We start from the raw sequence: 20,926 nt of genomic DNA, 5'->3' as shown, positions 1-20,926 counted from the left end.
CACTGGGTACGGTGGCGTACGGAGACGGGGTAACTGGCGTTTCAAAATCGGCACTCCACAGGAGGAGACCGATGAAAACAGGCGTACCGGAACCCCACAGCCACACCGCCGGCGGCTGGGGATCGTTGAAGGAAGTGGGCAGCGCGCTGCTGCAGGAGCAGGCGCCGCTGAAAAGCGGTCAAGTGTTGCTTAAGCAAAACAAGCCGCAAGGCTTCGCCTGCGTCAGCTGTGCCTGGGCCAAGCCGGCGCATCCCCGGCCATTCGAATTCTGCGAAAGCGGCGCCAAGGCCACTGCCTGGGAACTGACCGGCAAGCGCTGCGATCCGGCGTTTTTCGCCCGTTACACGGTGCGCGAGTTGCTGGACTGGAGCGACTTCGCGCTGGAAGAGCAGGGCCGGCTGACCACACCGCTGCGTTGGGACGCCGCCAGCGACCGCTATGTGCCGGTCGACTGGGACAGCGCCTTTGCCGAGATCGGCCGCGAGCTGCGCGCGCTGGCGCCGCCCGGCGTGGTGTTCTACAGCTCCGGCCGGGCCTCGCTGGAAACCTCGTACATGTACCAGCTGCTGGCGCGCCTGTACGGCAACAACAACCTGCCGGACAGTTCCAACATGTGCCACGAGAGCACCTCGGTGGCGCTGCCCAAGACCATCGGCGTGCCGATCGGCACCGTGACGCTGGAGGACTTCGAGCAGACCGACTGCCTCTTCTTTTTCGGCCAGAACGTAGGCACCAACAGCCCGCGCATGTTGCACCAGTTGCAGGAGGCGCGCCGGCGCGGCGTGCCGATCATCACTTTCAATCCGCTGCACGAGCCGGGGCTGATGCACTTCGTCAATCCCCAGTCGCCGCTGGAGATGCTGTCGCCGGGCGATACCACCATCAGCACGCAGTACCTGCAACTGCGCGCCGGCGGCGACATCGCCGCCATCCTCGGCCTGTGCAAGGCGTTGCTGGCGGCCGACGACGCGGCGCTGGCGGCCGGCCAGCCGCGCGTGCTGGACACCGCCTTCATCGACCAGCACACCCACGGCCTGGCGCCGTTTGTGGACGCGGTACGCGCCGCCAGCTGGAGCGGCATCGAGCGCGAGTCGGGCCTGACCCGCGCCGCGCTGGAGCAGGCGGCGGCGACCTACGCGGCCGCCGAGCGCGTCATCGGCGTGTTCGGCATGGGGCTGACGCAGCACCGCAACGGCGTGGAAAATATCCAGATGCTGACCAACCTGCTGCTGTTGCGCGGCAATATCGGCAAGCCCGGCGCCGGCATCTGCCCGGTGCGCGGCCACTCCAATGTGCAGGGCCAGCGCACTGTCGGCATCACGGAAAAGCCGGAGCTGGCGCCGCTGGACCAGCTCCAGGCGCAATACCAGTTCGAGCCGCCGCGCGCCAAGGGGCTGAACACGGTGGAAACCTGCGAGGGCGTGCTGGATGGCTCGGTGCGCGCCTTCATCGGCCTGGGCGGCAATTTCGTGCGGGCGGTGCCGGACACCGACCGCATCGAGGCAGCCTGGTCGCGCCTACGGCTGACGGTGCAGGTGTCGACCAAGCTCAATCGCAGCCACCTGGTGCATGGCGAGGTGTCGTACATCCTGCCGTGCCTGGGCCGCATCGAGATCGACCGCCAGGCCAGCGGCGAGCAGGCGCTGTCGGTGGAGGACAGCACCGGTTGCATGCACGGCTCACGCGGCATGATGGCGCCGGCCAGTGCACTGCTGCGTTCGGAGCCGGCGATCGTGGCCGGCATCGCCCAGGCCACGCTGGCGCCGAATCCACTGGTGCCGTGGCAGGCCTGGGTGGACGATTACAGCCTGGTGCGCGATGCCATTGCCCAGACCTACCCGGAGATCTTCCACGACTTCAACCAGCGCATGTGGACGCCGGGCGGCTTCCGCCGGCCGGTGGCGGCCGCCGAGCGCAAGTGGAAGACGCCAAGCGGCAAGGCCGAGTTCATCGTGCCGGACGGCCTGCTGGCGGATCCCGACCAGGCGGCGCCAGAGGGCCAGGTGCTGCGCCTGTTCACGTTGCGCAGCGACGGCCAGTTCAACACCACGCTGTACAACGAGGACGACCGATTCCGTGGCATCAGCGGCGGGCGGCGCGTGCTGCTGGTGCATCCGGCCGATCTGCGCCGGCTGGGGCTGGAGGCGGGCCAGCGCGTGGACGCGGTCGGCGTGGCCGACGACGGTGTCGCGCGGCGGGTGCGCAATCTGCGGCTGGTGGCCTACGATGTGCCGGCCGGCTGCGTGGGCGGCTACTACCCCGAGTGCAATCCCTTGCTGCCGCTGGCGCACCACGCCAGGGAGAGCAAGGTGCCGGCCGCCAAATCGATCGCCATCCGGCTGGAAGCGGCAACCCCCGGGCCGGCGGCCGGTGGCTGACGCCATGCAGGATGTGCTGCATCCGGCCGGAGTGCAGGCCGAGCATATCCTGCGGCTATGGCACGGTACGCTGGCCTTGTGCGCGCTGGTGGTCGTGCTGGTGGCCGGCGCGGTGCTGCTGGCCTTGTGGCGCGCGCGGCGCGGCAGGGTGCACAGCGCGCCCGACCTGGCGCCGCTGGAGGGCAGCGAGAACATTGACCGGCCGCGCCGCGCCATCGTCCGGGCCAGCGGCCTGTCCGCGCTCGGGCTGGCGGCGCTGCTGTGGGCGGACGTGCAGACCAGCCGCGCGCTGGCGCAGCTGCCGGCCGAGCAGGCGCTGCGCATCGAGCTGACCGGCCGCCAGTGGTGGTGGCAGGCGGTGTACGACGATCCGCTCAGCGGCGCGCGCTTCACCACCGCCAATGAGCTGCATCTGCCGGTGGGCCGCGCCGCCATCATCACCTTGCGCAGCGACGATGTGATTCATACGCTGTGGGTGCCCAACCTGCACGGCAAAAAGGACATGCTGCCGGGCCGCGTGACGGAAATCCGCAAGATGACCGGGATGCCGGCTTGAGCTTTCCGGTTGAGCGATTTGGAGTTGTGGAGCGTGGTCGCCTTTCTGCAGCAGTTGCCGCACTTGAGCCCGGAGCAGGGCAAAGCACTTCTGGCCGCCGCCAGCGCCCCGGATGCGGCGCGCGCGCAGGCAGATTCGTCGCGTGCGCAAACCGGCGCCGATCGGGGTGCGGATGCTGCGCGCCGCCTCGTCCGCAGCGCTCGTTAGCCGCCGCCGCGTTCGCCGGCTTCGATTTCCGCCTCGGCCAGCTTGCGACACAAGGTCTGGTAGCACACCACCACCGATTCCTCATGCGCCGGCCGGCGCGACAGCGCCAGCGTCTGCTCGGACGTCAGGTAAGCGATGTAATTCTCCAGGCTGATCGGCCGGCCCGGCGGCGCCGCGCGGATCAGTCCCAAATCCTCGTGCGACAGGCTAATGCTGTGCTCGGCTCCGGTGGTGGCGTGAATCTGGATCAGATATTGCAGCATGTCCCCTCCTATTTGGCGGCGATGCTAGCGCAATTTGCCGTCCGCTGACCGCGTCGTTACATCTCGTTTGCGCGTAGGAGCAGGCCTACTGGAGCGAGGCGTCCCGTTCTGTAGCATTTGGTAGCAATTGTTTCGCTCTGTTAGCGGGCTCACATAGGACCGACGCAACCGTCACTAGGATCGAATGTCAAATCTTCAAATCGGGTGTTTAGCAATCTAAACCTGCAAATCCATTAGTGAGGTATGCATGAGCCAGTTTGAATATCCGCGGCCGCAATTGGTCCGCGACGCCTGGACATCGCTCAACGGCGAATGGGAGTTCTGCTACGACGACACGCTGCGCTACAGCGGTCCCGACGACGAGATCGACTGGGACCGCCGCATCGTGGTGCCATTTGCGCCGGAAGCGCCCGCCAGCGGCCTGGGCGACGAAGACTTTCACCCCTGCGTCTGGTATCGGCTGAGCTTTGACACGCCGCCGCCGGCCGAGCGCGTGCTGCTGCATTTCGGCGCGGTCGACTACCAGGCGCGGGTCTGGCTCAACGGCCTGCTGGTGGCGCAGCACGAGGGCGGCCACACGCCGTTCAGTGCCGACATCACCGAGGCGCTGATCCCCGGCGGCCCGCAGGTGCTGGTGGTGCGCGCGGAGGACGACCCGGCCGACCTGCACAAGCCGCGCGGCAAGCAGGACTGGCTGCGCGAGCCGCACTCGATCTGGTATCCGCGCACCACCGGCATCTGGCAGACCGTGTGGCTGGAGCCGGTCGGCGCCACCTACCTCAAGCAGCTGCGCTGGACGCCGATCTTCGACGGCTTTGAAATCGGCTGCGAAGTGCTGGCGGCCGGCGAGCAAAAGTCCGGCCTGTCGGTGGAAGTGCGGCTGTCGCTGGGCGACAAGCTGCTGGCGGACGACATCTACATGCTGGTCGGCCAGGAAGCCAACCGCAAGATCGCGCTGTCCGACCCCGGCATCGACGACTCGCGCAACGAACTGCTGTGGAGCCCGGAAAAGCCGACCCTGATCGACGCCGAGCTGACCCTGCGCGACGGCGACCGCGTGCTGGACCGCGTGCGCTCCTACACCGCGCTGCGCTCGGTCTCGGTCAACCGCGACCGCTTCATGCTCAACGGCCGTCCCTACCAGCTGCGGCTGGTGCTGGACCAGGGCTACTGGACCGAGTCGCTGATGACCGCGCCGTCCGACGACGCGCTGCGCCGCGACGTCGAGCTGGCCAAGGCGATGGGCTTCAACGGCGTGCGCAAGCACCAGAAAATCGAGGACCCGCGCTATCTCTACTGGGCCGACAAGCTGGGCCTGCTGGTGTGGGAGGAGATGCCGTCGGCCTACGCCTTCAGCCCGCGCGCCGTGTCGCGCCTGGTGCGCGAATGGACCGAGGCCATCGAGCGCGACTACAGCCACCCGAGCGTCATCGTCTGGGTGCCGTTCAACGAATCGTGGGGCGTACCCAACCTGACCGCGATGCAGGCGCACCGCAACGCGGTCGAGGCGCTGTACCACATGACGCGCGTGCTGGACGCTACCCGGCCGGTGATCGGCAACGACGGCTGGGAAGCCTCGGCCACCGACATCCTCGGCATCCACGACTACGACGGCGACCCCGACAAGCTGCGCGCCCGCTACGAAAGCAACGAGTCGCAGACGCTGTTCGACCGCCGCCGCCCCGGCGGCCGCATCCTGACGCTGGACGGCTTCCCGCACCGCGGCCAGCCGATCGTGCTGACCGAATTCGGCGGCGTCGCCTACGACCCCAAGGCGCCGGCGCACCATACCTGGGGCTACTCGCGCACCAACACCGCCGAGGCCTTCCACCAGCTGTACCGCGACCTGCTGCGGGTGGTCAACGAGACCGCCATGTTCAGCGGCTTCTGCTACACGCAGTTCGCCGACACCTTCCAGGAAACCAACGGCCTGCTGAACGCCGACCGCACGCCCAAGATCCCGCTGGAACAGATCAGCGCCGCCACCCGCAACGCCCGCTGAAAGGCCGCAATGACACCCCAGCACCGCTCCGCTCCCCCGTTCGCCACGTTCTGGCAGGCCGGTTACGAAGGCGCCGACCATGTGAACCACGCCGGCCGCGCGCTGGACATGAACCTGGTCACCGGCCACCAGCAGCGCGCCCGCGACGACTACGCGCTGCTGGCGCAGTTCGGCATCCGCACGGTGCGCGAGTCGATCGGCTGGCGGCTGGTGGAGCGCGACGGCCGCTTCGATTTTTCCATCCTCGACGCGCGCCTGCACGCGGCGCGGGAATTCAATCTGCAAATCTGCTGGACCTTCTGCCATTACGGCTGGCCGGACGACGTCGACGTCTATGGCCCCGACTTCGTGCCGCGTTTCGCCCGTTTTTGCCGCGCCGCCGCCGCGTATCTGGCGCCGTACGCGGGCGACGCCCCGGTGTATTCGCCGATCAACGAAATCTCGTTCACCAGCTGGGGCCTGTCGGTGCACATGTTCCGTTGCAAGAACATGCACGACCCGCGCGCCGGCGAGGAGGGCAAGCGCCAGCTGATCCGCGCCAGCATCGCCGGCTGTGACGCCATCTGGTCGGTGACGCCGGGCGCGCGCATGCTGCAGTGCGACCCGCTGATCCACGTGATCGCGCCGCCGGACAAGCCGGAGTGGGTGGGGCAGGCGGCTGGCTGGCGGCAGTCGCAGTTCGACGCCTGGGACATGCTGTGCGGCCGGCGCGAGCCGGAACTGGGCGGCGCGCCGCGCTACCTCGATCTGATCGGCGGCAATTTCTATCACACCAACCAATGGGAGAGCGGCACCAACCTGCGCCTGTGGTGGCACCTGGCGGACCCGCGCCGCCAGCCGCTGCACCAGGTGCTGCTGGAACTGCATCAGCGCTATGCGCGGCCGCTGCTGCTGGCCGAAACCAGCCACGTCGGCAGCGGCCGCGGCATCTGGATCCGCGAAATGGCCAGCGAGGTGGCGCGCGCGCGCGAGCAGGGCGCCGACGTGCGCGGCATCTGCCTGTATCCGGCCATCGACCGTCCCGACTGGGACCATGAACACCACTGGCACCACAGCGGCTTGTGGGACCTCGACCGCGAGGGCCCCGATCCGCTGGCGCGCCACCTGGTGCAGCCGTACGCCATGGCCTTGCGCCAGGCGCAGCGGCTCACCGACAACCTGTGCATCACTAACGCCCCGTTCGGGCACAACAAGGAGAGTATTATGCAAACCGTCATCGTCTTTTGCCATCTGCGTTGGGACTTCGTCTTTCAGCGTCCACAGCAGTTGTTGACTCGCCTTGCCGAGCACTACAAAGTCCTGTTTGTCGAGGAACCGCTGTACGACGCCGGTGCGGCCCATCTGCACAGCTACAGTCCGGCGCCCAATCTGACCGTGATCCAGCCGCACACGCCGGTGCAGGCGCCCGGCTTCCACGACGACCAGATCCCGGTGCTGCAAACGCTGCTGGCCGACCTGGTGCCGGCCGGCGAGGATCCCATCGTCTGGTTCTACACGCCGATGGCCTTGCCGCTGCTGGCCCAGCAACATCCGTCGCTGGTGGTGTACGACTGCATGGATGAGCTGTCGGCGTTCAAGAATCCGCCGCGGCAGCTGCTGCAGCGCGAGTCGGCGCTGCTGAACATCGCCGACCTGGTGTTCACCGGCGGCCCCAGCCTGTACGAGGCCAAGCGCAGCCGCCACGACAACGCCCATTGCTTCCCCAGCAGCGTGGACGCGGTGCACTTCGAGCAAGCGCTGGACCGCAGCAACGGCCACCCGCTGCACCAGGAAATCGCCCGGCCGCGCCTCGGCTTCTACGGCGTGATCGACGAGCGCTTCGACACCGGGCTGATCGCCGACATGGCCGATGCCCATCCGGAATGGCAGATCGTGCTGGTGGGGCCGGTGGTCAAGATCGACCCGGCCGCGCTGCCGCAGCGGCAGAATATCCATTACCTGGGCCAGCAGCCTTACCAGGTGCTGCCGCAGTTCCTGGCCGGCTGGGACGTGTGCCTGCTGCCGTTCGCGCTGAACGAGTCGACCCGTTTCATCAGCCCGACCAAGGTGCTGGAATACATGGCGGCCGCGCTGCCGATCGTCAGCACCGCCATCACTGACGTCGAGAAGCCATACGGCGACATCGTCGCCATCGGCCACGACCACGCTGAATTCATCCGCCATTGCGAGGCTGCGCTGGCGCAGACGCCGGAACAGACCGCCGCCATGGCGGCACGCATGCGCGAGATCATCGCCGCCACCTCGTGGGACGCCACGGCCGAACACATGCGCGCCCTGATCGCGCAGACGCCGGGCGATCCGTCGCGCCGCGCCACCCCGCCGGCGGCGGCCGGCGTGACGGCGGCGGCCAAGGTCAACCCGTTGCCGGCGGCGACGGCGCGCAGTGTCGGCTGCCTGATCGTCGGCGGCGGTCCGACCGGCCTGTCGGCCGCCTATCACAGCGATGCCGACACCTTGCTGCTGGAGCGTAATGCCAGCGTCGGCGGCTGGTGCCGCTCGATCCAGGATGCCGGCTTCACCTTCGACTACGCCGGCCACATCATGTTCTCCAACGACCCCTACGTGCTGAAGCTGTACGACATCCTGCTGGGCGATAACCAGCACTGGCAGATGCGCGAGGCGTGGGTCTACAGCAAGCAGGTGTTCACCCGCTATCCATTCCAGGGCGCGCTGTACGGCCTGCCGCCGGACGTGATCCGCGAGTGCATCATGGGCGCCATCGACGCCCGCTATGGCGCGCCGGCGGCGCCGGCCTGCGCGGCGGGCGAGGTGCAGGACTGCTGCGCCGACGGCACCGCCGACGCGGCCAACGCCAGCGCCAGCGCGCGCCAGCAGAAGACCCAGAGCTTCGAGGACTTCATCTACAAGGTGTGGGGCGCCGGCATCGCCAGGCACTTTGCCATCCCGTACAACAAGAAGCTGTGGACGGTGCCGCTGAGCGAAATGGAAACCTCTTGGCTGGGCGGCCGCGTGCCGCTGCCGGACCTGGGCGAGATCATCGACGGCGCGCTGCAACGGGTGGCCAAGCCGCAGGGACCGAACGCGCGCTTCGGCTATCCGCTGCGCGGCGGCTTCCAGGCGCTGGTGTCCGGCTTCCTGCCGCACATCAAGGGCCAGGTCGAGCTGAACGCCAACGTGGTGCAGGTGCTGCCGTCGCAGCACGCGGTGGCGCTGGCCGACGGCCGCCGCATCCGCTACGAGCAGCTGATCAGCACCATGCCGCTGCCGGAGCTGGTGAAGCTGATCGGCGCCGAGGCGCCGGATGAGGTGCGCGAGGCCGCGCGCGGCCTGAAGCACATCTCGATCCGCTGCGTGAACATCGGCATCGCCCGCACGGACGTCACCGACAAGCACTGGATCTACTACCCGGAGGACAGTATCTTCCACCGCATTTTCGTGCAAGGCAACGCCAGCCCCGAATGCAACGCGCCCGGCGGCTTCGGCTTTACCTGCGAAATCTCCTACTCGCCGTGGAAACCGCTGCCGCTCGATGGCGAGGAACTGATCCAGCGCTGCATCGACGACTGCATCAAGGTCGGCATGATGCGGCCCGACGACAAGGTGCTGGTGGCCAACCAGGTCGACATGCCGTATGCCTATGTGGTGTATGACCACGAGCGCGCCCGGAACGTGGCCACGGTGCGCGCTTGGCTGGAGCAGCACGACATCATCCTGTCCGGCCGCTACAGCGAGTGGGAATACTACAACTCGGACCACGCCTTCCTGGCCGGCCGCAAGGCCGCCGACAAGGTGCGCGCGGCCCGTTCCGGCGAGGCCGGCACGGCGAGCGCCACCTCGACTGCCGCAGTGAAATCATGAAGCCCGGCGACGGCGGCAAACCGTATGTGCTGGTGGTGGGCGGCGCCGGCTACATCGGTTCGCACATGGTCAAGCGCCTGCAGGACGCCGGCTATACGCCCATCGTGCTGGATAACCTGTCGCAGGGCCGGCGCGGCGCGGTCGGCCCGGCGCAGCTGATCGTCGGTGAACTGGGCGACAGCAGTGTGCTGGACGTGATTTTTCAGGCCTGGCCGATCGCGGCGGTGATGCATTTCGCCAGCTTCATCCAGGTCGGCGAATCGGTGGCGCAGCCGGCCACGTATTACGAGAACAACGTCAGCAACACGGTGGCGCTGCTGCAGGCCATGGTGCGCCACCAGGTGCCGCGCTTTATCTTCTCCTCGACCGCCGCCATTTTCGGCAATCCCGACTACGTGCCGATCGACGAGCAGCACCCGAAGGCGCCGATCAATCCGTATGGCCAGTCGAAGCTGATGGTCGAGAAGATCCTCAGCGATTTCGACGCGGCCTACGGCCTGCGCTCCTGCTGCCTGCGGTATTTCAATGCCGCCGGCGCCGACCCGGACGGCGATCTGGGTGAATGCCACGAGCCGGAGACGCACCTGATCCCGCTGGTGCTGCAGGCGGCGGCGGGGCGGCGGACGTCGATCACGGTGTTCGGCGGGGATTACGATACGCCGGACGGCACCTGCATCCGCGACTACATCCACGTCAACGACCTGGCCGACGCCCACCTGCTGGCGCTGGAGGCGCTGTTGTCCGGCGCCGGCAGCATGCGCTTCAACCTCGGCAACGGCGCCGGCTACTCGATCAACGAGGTGATCGAGGCCGCGCGGCGCGTGACGGAGCGGCCGATCACGGTGGTTGATGGTCCGCGCCGGGCCGGCGATCCGGCGCGGCTGGTGGCCGATCCGACGCAGGCGCGCGAAACACTGGGCTGGACGCCGCGCTATGCCGACCTGGATACCATCATCCGCCATGCGTGGGCGTGGGAGCAGCAGTATGCGCGCTGGGGCCAGCCGCTGTCGCTGGCGCGGCAGCCAACGCAGTCCACCACCGCCACGCCAAGGCGCGGCGAGCGGCGCCAGGCCGAACGGCGCGGGCTGGCCCTGGTGCGCTAGCGTCAGCCGGCCAGCGCCGGCAGCGTCCTGCGGGCGCGGAGCGGCGTGGCGCCGTCCAGGCCATCCAGCTTGAAGACGCTGACCGCCTGCACCAGGTGGGAGGCCTGCTCCTGCATGGTGACGGCGGCCGCCGAGGCCTGCTCCACCAGCGCGGCGTTCTGCTGCGTGGTCTGGTCCATTTCAGTGATGGCGCCGTTGATGTGTTCAATGCCGGTCAGCTGTTCCTGCGTGGCCAGCGCGATCTCGCCCATGATGTCGGTCACGCGGCGCACGCTGGCGACGATGTCCTTCATCGTGGCGCCAGCCTGGTCGACCAGGCGCGCGCCGGCATCAACCTTGTCGACCGAGTCGCCGATCAGTTCCTTGATCTCCCTGGCGGCGGCGGCCGAGCGCTGCGCCAGATTGCGCACCTCGGCGGCCACCACGGCAAAGCCGCGTCCTTGCTCGCCGGCGCGCGCCGCTTCCACCGCCGCGTTCAAGGCCAGGATGTTGGTCTGGAAGGCGATGCCGTCGATCACGCCGATGATGTCGACGATCTTGCGCGCCGAGGCATTGATCGAGGCCATGGTGTCCACCACCTGCGCCACCACGGCGCCGCCTTTGCCGGCCACGTCGGACGCCGACAGCGCCAGCTGGTTGGCCTGGCTGGCATTGTTGGCGTTCTGCTTGACGGTCGACGTCAGCTGCTCCATCGACGACGCGGTTTCCTCCAGCGAGCCGGCCTGGCGCTCGGTGCGTTCCGACAGGTCCAGATTGCCGGCGGCGATTTCCGCCGAGGCGGTGCCGATTGAATCCGTGCCCTTGCGTACCTCGGAGACGATGGCGATCAGGCTGCTGTTCATCTCCTTCAGCGCGGCCGACAGCTGGCCCACCTCGTCGCGGGTGCGGATCTGGATGTCGGAACTGAGGTCGCCGCCGGCCACGGTGCGTGCCACCCGCACCGCGTAGCTGATCGGACGCACGATGCTGCGCGTGACGTACCAGCCGGCGAACACGCCGAGCGCGGCGCTGATCAGGCCCAGCGCGATCATCAGCAGGTTGGCGCGGCTGGCGGTCTGCGCGGCGCTGGCGCCGGAATCGCGCATCAGCTGCACCTGGAAATCGATCAGCTTGTCCAGCGCGGCGATGTAGGCGGTCTGCGCCGGCCGCACCTGTTGCAGCAGCAGCGCGGTGGCGGCCTGCTTGTCGCCGGCCTTGACCGCGCTGACCATCTGGTCGCGCAGCGGCGAGTAGACGGCGCGCGCCTCGCCCAGCTCCTTGAACAACACCAGCGCGCGTGGCTGGTGCAGCACGCCGCCCAACTGGTCGAGCAGGGCGCCGATCTGCCGGCTGCGCTGGGCGATGGCGGCGTATTCGGCCCCGGCGTCGTTGGCGTCGAGCAGTAGCAGGTCGCGCAGGCCGCGCGCCTGCTGCGAGACGTGATCCTTGACCTCGCTAAGCAGGCCGATCTTCACGTAGCGGTCCTCGATGGTCAGTCTGATGTCGTTGCTGGTGGCGCGCAGGCCAAGCGAACCGACCACCAGCACCACCGCCATCAGCAGCGTGGTGAGCGAAAACGCGATGGTCAGCCGATGACCGATCTTCAGATTGGAGATGTGCATGATTGCTTGTTTAGTAGTTTCCAGTGAGAACGCAAAGTGTAGCCGGGGACTGGTACTAAGGGGATAATATTTCTTAATAAAAAGCATATGTTTTAGCGATAAGCAACAGCTTGCGGCGGCTCGGCCATTCGAGGTATAATGACAACCAGTATTGCCGCACTTGAAATAAAAAACATTGCCTTGGTAGGGCTGGATGTTTGGAAGGGCCGGTGTTCGATAGAGCGCCGGCCCTTTTTGTTTTCCGGGGGCTCCGCTAGAATGCGGCGACTTCTTCACACCCAGGAAAACATGCATCTGCTTCAGCGTTCCCTGGCCGTCGCCATCGTGGCGTGCGGCCTGCTGGCGGGCGGTCTGGCCGCCGCCGGCGACTGTCCCGCCTTTTATGTCGATGGCCGCCTGCCGGAAATCCGCAACACCAAAATGGCCGCCGCCACGACCGAGCTATGCTACGGCGTGTTTGGCGTGATGCATTCCGGTATCACGCGCACGCCGCTGTGGTCGGCCGAGCATTTGACGGCGGAAAATGTGGAGGCGGCGCGCAATTTGTCGCGCGAGAATTCCTTCCATCCCGAGCTGCGCCTGCCGGCCAGCGCGCGCGCCGAGCTGTCCGACTACGCCCGCAGCGGCTACGACCGCGGCCACATGGCGCCGAATGGCGACATGCCGGACCGCGAAACCCAGCACGAGAGCTTCACGCTGGCCAACATGGTGCCGCAGGATGCCGAGGTGAACCGGCATATCTGGGCTGGCATCGAGGGTGTGGTGCGCAAGATGGCGCGGAAGGAGGGCGATCTGTACGTGATCACCGGTCCGGCCTTCATCGGCGGCAGTGTGCAAAAGGTGGGCAATGTGCTGGTGCCGACGCATCTGTACAAGCTGGTATACAGCCCGCGCCAGCATGCCGGTGCCGCATTCTTCATCGAAAACCGCGCCGACGCGCAATATGAGGTGCTGAGCATCGCGCAGCTGGAAGACAAGGTGGGCATCAACCTGCTGCCATCGCTGACGCCGGCGCAGAAGACGGTGCTGCTGCGCGTGCCAGCGGTGCGTCAGCGCAAGACAGGGAGCAAATGATGGGCAATTTCGTACCTTACCAAAACGAGTCGGACGTGCTGCGCGTCGGCGGCCTGACCATCGAGAACCGGGTCGACCGCGTCACCATCACCGGCGACATCGACCTGACGGCCGATCAGGCCGGCCTGGCGGACGCCCGCGCGCTGCACCAGCTGCTGGCCGCCGTGGTGGCCCATCTGGAAGCCCAGTCGCTGCCCGACCATCTGCCGCCGCCGGTCGCCACAATTGTCAACAACCCGTTCGAATAAGATGCTATTCTGCAAGTATCGTAAACTGCATGAGATAGTGTGATGAGCCTGACAACTGGGAATAATGCGATCGATTCGCTGGTCTACAGCAGCTGGAATGCCCAGGCGGGCCAGCGCGCGTCGTTGACCTACAGTTTTCTGACCGGCGTGCCGGCCGACGCCACGGCGGAGGATGCCAGCGGCTTTGCGCCGATGAACGCGGTCCAGCAGCAAGGCGTGCGCACGGCGTTGGCGGCGTGGGCGGCCGTCGCCAATATCACGTTCACCGAGGTGGGCGCCGGCGGCAATATCCAGATCGGCACCAACAACCAGGGCCAGCAGAGCAGCGGCTATGCCTACCTGCCGGACGGCAGCAGCTCGACCACGCTGTACACCAATAATCAGGACAGCTATAACTTCAGTTTTAACAATGGCGGTTTTGGCTTGTCGGTGCTGATTCACGAACTGGGGCATACGCTTGGCCTCAAGCATCCGGGCAATTACAACTCCTCCGGCGGCGACGTCGATGGGCCGTTCCTGCCGGCGGCGACCGACAACATCGATTATTCGCAGATGTCGTATAACGTCAGCGCCGGGTTCAAGCTCAATGGCAAGTACGGCATCACGCCGATGTTGTACGATATTCAGGCCATCCAGTATCTGTATGGCGCCAACATGAACTACCACACGGGCGCCGACACCTACAGCTTCAGCAAAAATGCGGCCATGCAGTGTATCTGGGATGCCGGCGGCAGCGACACCTTGGACTTTTCGGCTTGCGGCGACGCGACGGTCATCAACCTCAACGCCGGCACGTTCAGTTCGACGGCGCCAGGCTACAACAATATTTCGATCGCCTACAACGTGACGATCGAGCGCGCGATTGCCGGCAGCGGCGGCTCGACCATCTACGCCAACAATGCCGGCAACGTGATCGTTGGCGGCGCCGGCAACGACGTGGTTTACGAGGGCGCGGGCAGCGATCAGATCAGCGGCAATGGCGGCACCGATACGGTGGTGTTCGGCAAGACGCTGGCATCTTACGCGCTGACCGGCACACTGGGCACACTGGGCGTGACCGGCGACGGCTTCGACACGCTGACCGGCATCGCCCGCCTGCAGTTCAGCGATGCCACGCTGCAGTTGTCCGATTACAGCGCGCTGGTGGCCGGCACCAGCGGCAACGATGTGCTGACCGCCGGAACCGGCAACCAGCTGGTGTCCGGCGGGGATGGCATCGATACGCTGCGTCTGAGCGGCAATCTCAGCAGCTATGGCTTGTCCGCCAACGGCTCGACGACCACGCTAATCGACTTGAGCGGCAACGGCGGCACCGATCTGTTGACCGGTGTCGAGCGCTTGTCATTCGCCGACGGCGCCCTGGCGCTGGACACCAGCGGCCATGCGGGCAGCATCTACCGGCTGTATGAGGCCGCGTTCAACCGTGCGCCGGACGATCCCGGCATGGGCCTGTGGCTTTCCCTGCTGGACGCCGGGCGCGATCTGAACTGGATTGCCTCGTACTTTGTCAACAGCGACGAGTTCGTACGCATCTACGGCGCCAACGCCACCGACACCACGTTTGTGACGGCGCTGTACAACAACGTGCTGCATCGCGCGCCGGATGCCGCCGGCCTGCAACTGTGGGTCGACTTCCTGGCCCACGGCGCCTCGCGCGCGCAGTTGCTGACCGGCTTTTCGGAATCGGCCGAAGGCATCACCCTGATCGGCCAGAACATGCCGGTGGCGATTTCCTACGTGCCTCACACCGCCTGATCCGCACCCGGCAGGCTGATGCGGTTGCGGCCCATGTGCTTGGCGCGGTACAGCGCCGAGTCGGCTGTGGCCACCAGCTGGCTGGGATCGTTCTCCGCCGACGCCAGCGCGGTTGCCGCGCCGATGCTCACCGTGACCACGTGCTGCTTGCTGCCCAGGTTGGGCAGGCGCAGCTGTTCCACCCGGCAGCGGATGCGCTCGGCCACAATCGCCGCGCCCTTCAGTGACTGGTTTGGCAAAATCACCGCAAACTCCTCGCCACCGTAGCGCGCCACCAGGTCGTTGGCACGCATCTCGCTCGACACCGCGCTGGCGATGCGCTGCAGGCACTCGTCGCCGCCCAGGTGGCCGTAAGCGTCGTTGTACTGCTTGAAGTTGTCCACGTCCACCATCAGCAGCGACAGCGGCTGCTGGTTGCGCAGCGCGCGCTGCCACTCGGCGCCCAGCGTGTCGTCGAAACAGCGGCGGTTGGCCAGCCCGGTCAGGCCGTCGCGCGTGGCCAGCTGTTCCAGCGCCACCTGCGCGCGCTTTTCGTCGGTGACGTCGCGCAGCGTTTCCACCACCGCCACCAGCTTGCCGTCGGCATCGAAGATCGGGCTGGCGTCGGCGGCCAGATAGCGCCGGCGGCCGACGCGCGGCATGTCGCACCAGTTTTCCGCGCACAGATTGTTGTCGGTGTCGTTGCGCCGCGCGTGCTGGCGGTACAGCCGGTGCAGGTCGGCGCTGCGACCCTGGATTACCAGGTCGGCCAGCGTCGGCCGTTGCTCCTCGTAGAAACTGCGCCAGTGGTCCGAGGTGCCCAGCACTTCCCACGCCGCCGTGCCGGTCAGCCGCTCGCAGGCGCGGTTCCAGATGATGACCTTGCAGTGGGTGTCGATGACGAAGGTGGGGATCACCAGCAGCTCCATCAGCTTGAGGGCGAAGCCGTGCTGCTGGTCCGCCTGCGAGAACTCCATTACGTGCTGGATGTTGTGTGTTCCGGTCATGGCGCGCCTTGGTGTTTTTTTATGGAAGAGGGAAGGACATGGTCAGCGCCGTGCCCGCGCCGGGCGTGCTGGCGATGTCCAGGCGGCCGCCGGCTTCGGCCACGCGCTGGGCGATGCCGCGCAGGCCGTGGCCGCGCCGCCCGGCGCTGTGCAGCGCCGGCGCGGGCGGCTGCGGCAGGCCGACGCCGTTGTCGCGCACGGTCAGGCTCAGGCTGTGCTCCTGCCGGCACAGGCCGACGCACACCTCCGATGCCTGCGCATGGCGCACGATGTTGCTCAGCGATTCCTGCAACACCCGGTAGACCACCGTGCCGACCGCCTCGCCCGGCTGGCCGGCAAACGCGTCCGGCGCCGCGTCCAGCCGGCAGCGGATACCGCTCAGGCGCGCGAACTGGTCGATCTGCTGCTGCACCGCCCCTTGCAGGCCGCAGTCCAGCGCTTCGGCCGCCAGGTCCTGGACGATGGCGCGCATGGCGCGCGTGGCTTGCTGGGTGCGCTGCTCCAGCGTCCCCAACTGGCGTTGCAGCGCCGGGTATTGCCGCGCCAGGCGGGCGGCGTCCAAGCCCAGCGCCAGCAGGTGCTGGCCGAGGTCATCGTGCAGGTCGCGGGCGATGCGGCGGCGGTCGGCGTCGCGCAGCGATTGCTGGCTGGCGCACAGCCGCGTCACCTGGCGGCGCGCGTCGGCCAGCGCGCGCAGCGTCTGCACGCGCTGACGCCACCACAGCCACAGGCAGGCGGCGCACGCCAGCACGCAGATGCTGGCGCAGACCACGTCGATTTCGAGCAGGAGGGGCGGCGCGTGTCTCATGGTGTATCTTCCCAGAGTGGACCCACACGCCACCTTAGCGCGCTTGCCGCTGGGAACCATTGCGAAATGTCAACGTTTTGCCGCCTGGCGGCGCTGCCGCCCGGAAAGTTGTGGCGTGGGATATAATTGAGGGTTGTCCTATCAGGAACTATCGTGACTTACAGCATCAAAGAGATTTTCTACACGTTGCAGGGGGAGGGCGCCCACGCCGGCCGTCCGGCCGTGTTCTGCCGCTTCTCGGGCTGCAACCTGTGGACCGGGCGCGAGAGCGACCGCGCCAGCGCCATCTGCCAGTTCTGCGACACCGACTTCGTTGGCACCGACGGCGAGGGCGGCGGCAAGTTCAAGTCGCCCGAGGCACTGGCGGCAACCATCAACGCACTGTGGCCGGCCAGCTACCCGGCCAGCAAATACGTGGTGTTCACCGGCGGCGAACCGCTGTTGCAGCTGGATAAGCCCTTGATCGACGCCATGCATGCCGCCGGCTTTACCATCGCGATTGAAACCAATGGCACGCTGCCGGTGCCGGAAGGCGTGGACTGGATCTGCGTCAGCCCCAAGATGGGTTCCGAGCTGGTGGTCAGGAAGGGCAGCGAAATCAAGGTGGTGATTCCGCAGGCGAACCAGGACCTGTCGGTCTACGAGCAACTGGACTTCGAGAATTTCTACGTGCAGGCCATGGACGGCCCGCTGGCCGAGTTCAACACGAAACTGGCGATCGAAACCTGCAAGCGCAATCCGAAATGGAAACTGAGCCTGCAAACCCATAAACTTTTACAGATACCTTAATGTTAACGATTACCCGCAAGCTGGAATTCGATGCCGGCCACCGCATTCCCGACCACAAGAGCCAGTGCCGCAACCTGCACGGCCACCGCTACACGCTGGAAATCACGCTGACCGGCAACATCATCGACGTGGAAGGCAATTCCGACAACGGCATGATCATGGATTTCTCGGACATCAAGGCGCTGGCCAAGGAACACCTGGTCGACGTCTGGGACCACGCCTTCATCGTCTACGAGAAGGATACGGCCGTGCGCGAGTTCCTGGGCACGCTGCCGAACCACAAGACGGTGGTGATCGACCGCATTCCGACCGTGGAAAACCTGGCGCACGTGGCGTTCGGCATCCTCAAGGCGGCCTACAAGGACCGCTACGGCACCGGCCTGCACCTGCACAAGCTGGTGCTGCACGAAACGCCGAACTGCTGGGCCGAGATCACCGATGGTGACTGACGAGGCCTTCATGCGGCTGGCGCTGGAACAGGCGCGGCAGGCGTGGGACCTCGGCGAGGTGCCGGTGGGCGCCGTCGTCGTCAAGGACGGCGAGGTGATTGCGGTCGGCTGCAACCAGCCGATCGGCCGGCACGATCCCACCGCGCACGCGGAAATCGTCGCCCTGCGCGCGGCCGCCGACAAGCTGGGCAACTATCGCCTGCCTGGCTGCGAGTTGTATGTGACGCTGGAGCCGTGCGTGATGTGCTCCGGCGCGATGATGCACGCGCGGCTGGCCCGGGTGGTGTTTGGCGCCGCCGATCCCAAGACCGGCGCCTGCGGCTCGGTGGTCAACCTGTTCGAGCAGGAGCAGCTCAATCATCACACCGAGGTGGTGGGCGGCGTGCTGGCCGAGGAGTGCGGCGCCCTGCTGAAGAACTTCTTTGCCGCCCGTCGCGCCGCCGCGACAGCCGCCAGGCGCGCCGCGCAGGAATAAATGGTATGCTCAATCCCAGGTTTGATCTGGGAGAAGGTGTTGGCTACCGCACATGCTAACGGCATCACGATTGCCTATGAAACCAGCGGCAATCCGCTCGACCCGCCGGTGCTCTTGATCATGGGGCTGGGCATGCAGCTGATCGCCTGGCCGGACGATCTGGTCAACGGCCTGGTGGAGCAGGGCTACTATGTGATCCGCTTCGACAACCGCGATGTCGGCCTGTCCACCAAACTGCACCAGCACAAGCGCCCCAATCTGCTGTGGGCCTATCTGAAATCGCTGGTCGGCTGGAAGCAGTCGGCCGCGTACACCCTCAACGACATGGCCGACGACGCGCTTGGCCTGCTCGACGCGCTGGGCGTGGCCAAGGCACACGTGATCGGCCTGTCCATGGGCGGCATGATCGCGCAGATTGTCGCCGGCCGCTTCCCCGGCCGCACGCTCAGTCTCACCTCCATCATGTCCAGCAGCGGCCGACGCGGCCTGCCCGGTCCGACGCCGGCGGCGCGCAACGCGCTGATGCGGCCCTTGCCGCCGGGCGCGGGCCGCAAGGAAGTGGTCGACCGCAGCGTGGAGACCTTCCGCCTGATCGGCAGTCCGGCCTTTCCGACACCGGAACGCCTGATGCGCGCGGCCATCGAGCGGGCGCTGGACCGCAGCGTCAGTCCCGACGGCCTGGCGCGGCAGATGGTGGCCATCGTGGCCTCCGGCGACCGCACGGCGCTGCTGCGCAAGATACGCTGTCCGGCGCTGGTGATCCATGGCGCCGCCGATCCGCTGATACCGGTGGCGTGCGGCGCCGACACCGCGCAGTCGATCCCGGGCGCGCGGCTGGAAATCATCGAGGGCATGGGCCACGACCTGCCGCCGCAGTTGATCGAGCGCCTGCTTGCCTTGCTCGACCAGCACCTGCGCGGTAAGATGGCGCCGGAACTTCCTCCGCTGGCGCCGCATCGTGCGGGCAGCGGCACCCATCACTGACAGAGATATTTTGAGCACATCCCCTATCGGCATCGCGATTGCCGCGCCGAGCGGCCGCGCCCTGGACAACGAAGCGGTACAGCGCGGCGTGCGCCGGCTGGAGCAGCAAGGCTACCTGGTTCACAACTACTACGACGACGACCGGCAATACCAGCGCTTCGGCGGCACCGACGAATGGCGCCTGGCGCAGCTGAACGCCGCCGCGGCCGATCCGGCGGTGCAGGTGGTGATGGCGCTGCGCGGCTCGTACGGCATGTCGCGCCTGCTGCCGCGCATCGATTTCCAGCAGATGGCCGCCAGCGGCAAGCTGTTTGTCGGCTACAGCGACTTCACCGCCTTCCAGATGCCGCTGTTCAAACTGACCGGCCGCACCAGCTTCGGCGGCCCGATGATCTGCGACGATTTTATCCGCGACGCGCCGGTGGCCTACACCATGGAGCAGTTCTGGCGCTGCCTGCGCGGACCGGCGCACACGGTGCGCGGCGCGGTGGCCGACGGCGCGTCGGACAACCCGGTGGTGGACGTCGGCGGCACCCTGTGGGGCGGGAATCTGGCGATGATCGTCAGCCTGCTCGGCACGCCGTATTTCCACGCGCCGGCGGGCGGCATCTGCTTCCTGGAAGACATCAGCGAGCACCCCTACCGCGTCGAGCGCATGGTGCTGCAATTGTTCTACGCCGGCGCCCTGGACGGCCAGCAGGCGCTGGTGCTGGGCGACTTCTCCGGTTACAAGCTCAGCCCCATCGACAACGGCTACGACTTCGAAGCCATGCTGGCCTACCTGCGCGCCACGCTGCCGATCCCGGTGCTGACCGGTCTGCCGTTCGGCCACATCAAGGAACGTGCGACGCTGCCGTACGGCGGCGCCGCGCGCCTGAGATCTACCGCGCGTGGCCTGGAGCTGACGGTCAGCGATTATTTAACGCTGTAATTAATTCGCCGTGTGTACTAAGGGCTTGTCTCATCGATGCGTCGAAGTAGTCGCTTAGTGCGGCAAGAGACCGATAGTTGTTTAATTTATATCAAAATGTCTGAATTCTCATATGTTACGGTGAATGTGCGGCGATCTTCGCGCTGCACCTTCCAACATCAAGGGGAACGAAATGACGACCATAGCAAGATTTATCGTGCTGGCTCTCTTAGTAACGAGTGGCGCTGCTATTGCCCAGAGGTCTGAAGACCCAAACTTAAAAGGGGTAAAAGACGATCCGCGCTACCAAAAAGATATGCTTCGAGACAAGGACACTAGAGCCGCGCCCGGAGTAGATCATTCAAAGGCGAACGAGCGTTACGAGCAAGAAAAGAAAGAGAAAGCGGCGAAGGAGAAGGAAAAGGAGTCACTACAAAAAAAGTATGAGAAGGAAAAAAATAATTAGCAGGTTTAGTTTTGCAAAGCACCAAGCCGAACCGCCCTTGTGGCGGTTTTCTG

18 protein-coding genes are annotated in these 20,926 nt (G+C 66.4%); 14 read left to right on the top strand and 4 right to left on the bottom strand.

Translation table 11 applies throughout. The features are described 5' to 3' along the window. Positions 1-71 precede the first annotated feature (71 nt). Both FHW58_RS06630 and FHW58_RS06625 read left to right on the top strand, forming a co-directional pair. Positions 72-2,378: an FdhF/YdeP family oxidoreductase gene (locus FHW58_RS06630; protein ID WP_179672266.1), complete on the top strand. Its 2,307-nt coding sequence runs from the start codon at positions 72-74 to the stop codon at positions 2,376-2,378. Beyond that, a complete protein-coding gene (locus tag FHW58_RS06625) occupies positions 2,371-2,934 on the top strand; it encodes a hypothetical protein (protein ID WP_179672265.1) in 564 nt (187 codons plus the stop codon). The genes FHW58_RS06630 and FHW58_RS06625 overlap by 8 nt, the downstream gene beginning before the upstream one ends. A gap of 203 nt (positions 2,935-3,137) precedes the next feature. Here the strand turns inward: FHW58_RS06625 and FHW58_RS06620 are convergent, their stop codons facing one another. Beyond that, positions 3,138-3,404, bottom strand: a complete 267-nt coding sequence (locus FHW58_RS06620) for a hypothetical protein (RefSeq protein ID WP_179672264.1) — start codon at positions 3,402-3,404, stop codon at positions 3,138-3,140. Positions 3,405-3,651: 247 nt separating this feature from the next. Here FHW58_RS06620 and FHW58_RS06615 point away from each other — a divergent pair, with 247 nt between their 5' ends. From FHW58_RS06615 to galE, 3 genes are read left to right on the top strand one after another with little or no spacing between them, the layout of a single operon-like run. Next, complete coding sequence (locus FHW58_RS06615) at positions 3,652-5,406, top strand: glycoside hydrolase family 2 protein (RefSeq protein WP_179672263.1); 1,755 nt, start codon at positions 3,652-3,654, stop codon at positions 5,404-5,406. 9 nt (positions 5,407-5,415) lie between these two features. Beyond that, on the top strand, positions 5,416-9,225 hold the full coding sequence (locus tag FHW58_RS06610) for an NAD(P)-binding protein (RefSeq protein ID WP_179672262.1): 3,810 nt from the start codon (positions 5,416-5,418) through the stop codon (positions 9,223-9,225). Next, entirely contained in the window at positions 9,222-10,328 is a 1,107-nt protein-coding gene (gene galE / locus FHW58_RS06605; RefSeq protein WP_179672261.1) for a UDP-glucose 4-epimerase GalE, read from the top strand. The genes FHW58_RS06610 and galE overlap by 4 nt, the downstream gene beginning before the upstream one ends. A 2-nt stretch (positions 10,329-10,330) precedes the next feature. On the opposite strand, the gene FHW58_RS06600 is transcribed toward galE, so the two are convergent. Continuing rightward, a complete protein-coding gene (locus FHW58_RS06600) occupies positions 10,331-11,929 on the bottom strand; it encodes a methyl-accepting chemotaxis protein (RefSeq protein WP_179672260.1) in 1,599 nt (532 codons plus the stop codon). Between the two features lie 288 nt (positions 11,930-12,217). On the opposite strand from FHW58_RS06600, the gene FHW58_RS06595 reads away from it, so the two are divergent. Genes FHW58_RS06595 through FHW58_RS06585 form a run of 3 tightly spaced genes read left to right on the top strand, consistent with a single transcriptional unit; the run spans position 12,218 to position 15,006 of the window. Next, on the top strand, positions 12,218-13,003 hold the full coding sequence (locus tag FHW58_RS06595; RefSeq protein ID WP_179672259.1) for a DNA/RNA non-specific endonuclease: 786 nt from the start codon (positions 12,218-12,220) through the stop codon (positions 13,001-13,003). Beyond that, positions 13,003-13,251, top strand: a complete 249-nt coding sequence (locus tag FHW58_RS06590; RefSeq protein ID WP_179672258.1) for a hypothetical protein — start codon at positions 13,003-13,005, stop codon at positions 13,249-13,251. Before FHW58_RS06595 ends, FHW58_RS06590 begins: the two co-directional genes overlap by 1 nt. A gap of 42 nt (positions 13,252-13,293) precedes the next feature. Beyond that, positions 13,294-15,006 carry a DUF4214 domain-containing protein gene (locus FHW58_RS06585; protein WP_218892637.1) on the top strand — a complete coding sequence of 571 codons (1,713 nt, stop codon included), beginning with the start codon at positions 13,294-13,296 and terminating at the stop codon, positions 15,004-15,006. Here FHW58_RS06585 and FHW58_RS06580 read toward each other — a convergent pair. Further along, positions 14,994-15,992: a sensor domain-containing diguanylate cyclase gene (locus FHW58_RS06580; protein WP_218892636.1), complete on the bottom strand. Its 999-nt coding sequence runs from the start codon at positions 15,990-15,992 to the stop codon at positions 14,994-14,996. The two genes, FHW58_RS06585 and FHW58_RS06580, sit on opposite strands and share 13 nt — an antisense overlap. Before the next feature lie 19 nt (positions 15,993-16,011). Then, positions 16,012-16,800, bottom strand: a complete 789-nt coding sequence (locus tag FHW58_RS06575; protein ID WP_179672256.1) for a sensor histidine kinase — start codon at positions 16,798-16,800, stop codon at positions 16,012-16,014. 153 nt (positions 16,801-16,953) lie between these two features. On the opposite strand from FHW58_RS06575, the gene queE reads away from it, so the two are divergent. The 6 genes from queE (at position 16,954) to FHW58_RS06545 (ending at position 20,873) form a co-directional block, all read left to right on the top strand. After that, on the top strand, positions 16,954-17,589 hold the full coding sequence (queE, locus tag FHW58_RS06570; RefSeq protein WP_179672255.1) for a 7-carboxy-7-deazaguanine synthase: 636 nt from the start codon (positions 16,954-16,956) through the stop codon (positions 17,587-17,589). Then, the gene (gene queD / locus FHW58_RS06565; protein WP_179672254.1) at positions 17,589-18,038 is read left to right on the top strand and encodes a 6-carboxytetrahydropterin synthase QueD; all 450 of its coding nucleotides are present in this window, start codon (positions 17,589-17,591) and stop codon (positions 18,036-18,038) included. Before queE ends, queD begins: the two co-directional genes overlap by 1 nt. After that, positions 18,028-18,513: a tRNA adenosine(34) deaminase TadA gene (tadA, locus tag FHW58_RS06560; RefSeq protein WP_179672253.1), complete on the top strand. Its 486-nt coding sequence runs from the start codon at positions 18,028-18,030 to the stop codon at positions 18,511-18,513. The genes queD and tadA overlap by 11 nt, the downstream gene beginning before the upstream one ends. Positions 18,514-18,552: 39 nt before the next feature. Continuing rightward, on the top strand, positions 18,553-19,497 hold the full coding sequence (locus tag FHW58_RS06555) for an alpha/beta fold hydrolase (protein ID WP_179672252.1): 945 nt from the start codon (positions 18,553-18,555) through the stop codon (positions 19,495-19,497). Between the two features lie 10 nt (positions 19,498-19,507). Continuing rightward, positions 19,508-20,428, top strand: a complete 921-nt coding sequence (gene ldcA, locus FHW58_RS06550) for a muramoyltetrapeptide carboxypeptidase (RefSeq protein ID WP_179672251.1) — start codon at positions 19,508-19,510, stop codon at positions 20,426-20,428. A 172-nt stretch (positions 20,429-20,600) separates the two neighbouring features. Continuing rightward, a complete protein-coding gene (locus FHW58_RS06545; RefSeq protein WP_179672250.1) occupies positions 20,601-20,873 on the top strand; it encodes a hypothetical protein in 273 nt (90 codons plus the stop codon). Positions 20,874-20,926: the final 53 nt, after the last annotated feature.

Origin of the sequence: Duganella sp. 1224 (assembly GCF_013408245.1) — a bacterium.
Classification (GTDB): domain Bacteria; phylum Pseudomonadota; class Gammaproteobacteria; order Burkholderiales; family Burkholderiaceae_D; genus Rugamonas.
This window is presented reverse-complemented; position numbering and strand designations above follow the sequence as displayed.

Bases quoted from the DNA above. Each gene is read 5' to 3' on its own strand.
- tadA (WP_179672253.1), top strand. From the start codon at position 18,028: ATGGTGACTGACGAGGCCTTCATGCGGCTGGCGCTGGAACAGGCGCGG.
- FHW58_RS06580 (WP_218892636.1), bottom strand. From the start codon at position 15,992: ATGACCGGAACACACAACATCCAGCACGTAATGGAGTTCTCGCAGGCG.
- queD (WP_179672254.1), top strand. From the start codon at position 17,589: ATGTTAACGATTACCCGCAAGCTGGAATTCGATGCCGGCCACCGCATT.
- FHW58_RS06610 (WP_179672262.1), top strand. From the start codon at position 5,416: ATGACACCCCAGCACCGCTCCGCTCCCCCGTTCGCCACGTTCTGGCAG.
- FHW58_RS06630 (WP_179672266.1), top strand. From the start codon at position 72: ATGAAAACAGGCGTACCGGAACCCCACAGCCACACCGCCGGCGGCTGG.
- FHW58_RS06620 (WP_179672264.1), bottom strand. From the start codon at position 3,404: ATGCTGCAATATCTGATCCAGATTCACGCCACCACCGGAGCCGAGCAC.
- FHW58_RS06590 (WP_179672258.1), top strand. From the start codon at position 13,003: ATGGGCAATTTCGTACCTTACCAAAACGAGTCGGACGTGCTGCGCGTC.
- FHW58_RS06600 (WP_179672260.1), bottom strand. From the start codon at position 11,929: ATGCACATCTCCAATCTGAAGATCGGTCATCGGCTGACCATCGCGTTT.
- FHW58_RS06545 (WP_179672250.1), top strand. From the start codon at position 20,601: ATGACGACCATAGCAAGATTTATCGTGCTGGCTCTCTTAGTAACGAGT.
- FHW58_RS06615 (WP_179672263.1), top strand. From the start codon at position 3,652: ATGAGCCAGTTTGAATATCCGCGGCCGCAATTGGTCCGCGACGCCTGG.
- FHW58_RS06595 (WP_179672259.1), top strand. From the start codon at position 12,218: ATGCATCTGCTTCAGCGTTCCCTGGCCGTCGCCATCGTGGCGTGCGGC.
- FHW58_RS06575 (WP_179672256.1), bottom strand. From the start codon at position 16,800: ATGAGACACGCGCCGCCCCTCCTGCTCGAAATCGACGTGGTCTGCGCC.
- galE (WP_179672261.1), top strand. From the start codon at position 9,222: ATGAAGCCCGGCGACGGCGGCAAACCGTATGTGCTGGTGGTGGGCGGC.
- FHW58_RS06585 (WP_218892637.1), top strand. From the start codon at position 13,294: ATGAGCCTGACAACTGGGAATAATGCGATCGATTCGCTGGTCTACAGC.